Here is a 1,882-nt window from a genome sequence, read left to right on the forward strand (position 1 = left end):
CGCAGCCCATGCCGGACAAGAACCGCCAGAGGAGCAAAAACAGCGCGCCCGATACCCATCGAACCACCACAGCTCTTGGCCAAACCCAAAAACAGAAAAGGAATGGCCGAAGCAAACGCTTCAGACCGCTCAAACCCGCTCTGTTGGGAAAAGAACACCCTCAGGCCCAACCAGCCCGAAGGAAGTGCCCATATAAACACCACATAGCTTTTTGCAAGAGGTTTGTTGATGTGGTCGTGAGAGAAGCCGCAGAGACCGGGCGCTCTGCCTTTATACATATAGGAATTGTGCGCCTTGCTTTGAAGGGGAGGGCTGGGGACAAATTCCGGATGCTGCATATGGTGCGTCCCTCCTAAGGCTCTTTTTACCTTTGGCAGGCGTAATCAGGGAGACCTCTTCTCCCCGGGCTGATCCGATCAGTCCCAACATCATAATAGACAATGCACTTCAAACGACGGCCCTCATCTTCCGCCGCTCATGGCTATGGCTCCCTCACGCAAGGTGAGGATTACAAGACTGAGCTGGATAATCACGAGCCGGACCCTTCCGGCGTTTCGATGCCGAGAGGCCATGCAGGTCATCGGGCCAGCGAAGTTCCATCCGACGGATCCCGTGTGCAAGGGAACACCGCTCCCGCGAGCATCCCGTCCGGCACACGATCCTCCAATGCCACCGCAGGGAAGGGAGGGCAGGGCCGGGGGGCGAATGGTGCTCCGCGTGGAGAAGTATGGGAACAGTCCTTTTCCATGTCGCCGGAGGTTCGGTTCACGCGCACGCCTGAGCGCGTGCTGAAAGAACGCCGGATGAAGGGGGGTGCCCACCCATCCGATGGCGGAATTCAGGAGCAGGCGAGACAGATTGCTGCCACACGCATGGATGATCCAGCGCCGGCCGTTCAGGAAAGGCTGCAGGCCCTTCGCAGCAAGGCGGCTTCCCAGGAAACCGGCGCCGGTAGTGGCCGCATTTTCAATCGGGCTCCTGCGCCCGAGCGTGGGCGAATCACGCGGGCCGCAGCTCCGGCTTCGACGGTAGAGCCTGAGCCTCGACATGCACCGCGTGCCGAGCCAACGCCTCTGCAGAGAAGGGGCGAACAACCGGCGCAGCCTGCGAGGAGCAATCCTGTGGCGCCGCTGCCCTATGAGCTTCAGACAGTTCAGCAATCCTACAGCTTTATGTGGCAGCCGGGGACTTACCTCCTGGACCCATCGCTACAGCCTGTTTCTGCCATACCCGTTCAGGCAATGGAGGAGGACGCTCGGCCTGTCAGGAAAGCCGCGCCGCAGGTCAAAGCTGCGCATCCTGCCGCCCCGGTCGCGCGGAGGCCCTCTCGAGCCCCGTTACCGATCCAGCCAGAGACTGCGCCATGGGATGACGAAGAGGATCTCGTTGAAGAGGGCCTTCTCGACGAAGAGCTTGTTGAAGAGGAGCTTGTCGACGAGGAGTATGTCGAAGAGGATTTGGACGACGAGATCATCGTCGAGGAGGCGCCTCGCCGCGCAGCTGTTGTCACTCAGCCGCGGGTGAGCCACGTGCCTGCGGCTCCGGTCCCGGCAAACGACAGCTTCCGCCGTGACAACTACGCGTCGGTTTCTGTCGGCGTCACAGCGCCGGCCAGAGCCTCGTTCGATTACGAACTGCCGCCGCTCGACCTCTTGGCTGAGCCCAAGATCTGGAGCAGCGCGGAGGTGCCTGTCCAGGTGCTGCAGGAGAATGCAGCGACCCTCGAGAACGTGCTGTGGGATTTCAACGTCAAGGGTGAGATCATCAACGTCCGTCCCGGCCCTGTAGTCACTCTCTACGAGCTTGAGCCTGCGCCTGGGACGAAGTCGTCTCGTGTGATCTCGCTGGCGGACGACATCGCCCGCTCCATGAGCGCGGTGTC

General features: G+C 61.1%; 3 protein-coding genes. 1 reads left to right on the forward strand and 2 read right to left on the reverse strand.

Annotated elements, in window-relative coordinates:
• Together JQC81_RS32245 and JQC81_RS34220 are read right to left on the reverse strand one after the other, a co-directional pair.
• A partial coding sequence (locus JQC81_RS32245) for a hypothetical protein (protein ID WP_203275833.1) occupies positions 1-338 on the reverse strand: 338 nt, incomplete at its 3' end.
• A 999-nt stretch (positions 339-1,337) separates the two neighbouring features.
• On the reverse strand, positions 1,338-1,529 hold the full coding sequence (locus JQC81_RS34220) for a hypothetical protein (RefSeq protein ID WP_203275834.1): 192 nt from the start codon (positions 1,527-1,529) through the stop codon (positions 1,338-1,340).
• On the opposite strand from JQC81_RS34220, the gene JQC81_RS34225 reads away from it, so the two are divergent.
• Positions 1,530-1,882, forward strand: a 353-nt coding sequence (locus JQC81_RS34225) for a DNA translocase FtsK (RefSeq protein ID WP_312887634.1), incomplete at its 3' end; no start/stop codon positions are given.

Origin of the sequence: Microvirga arabica (genome assembly GCF_016811235.1) — a bacterium.
In the GTDB taxonomy this organism is placed as follows: domain Bacteria; phylum Pseudomonadota; class Alphaproteobacteria; order Rhizobiales; family Beijerinckiaceae; genus Microvirga; species Microvirga arabica.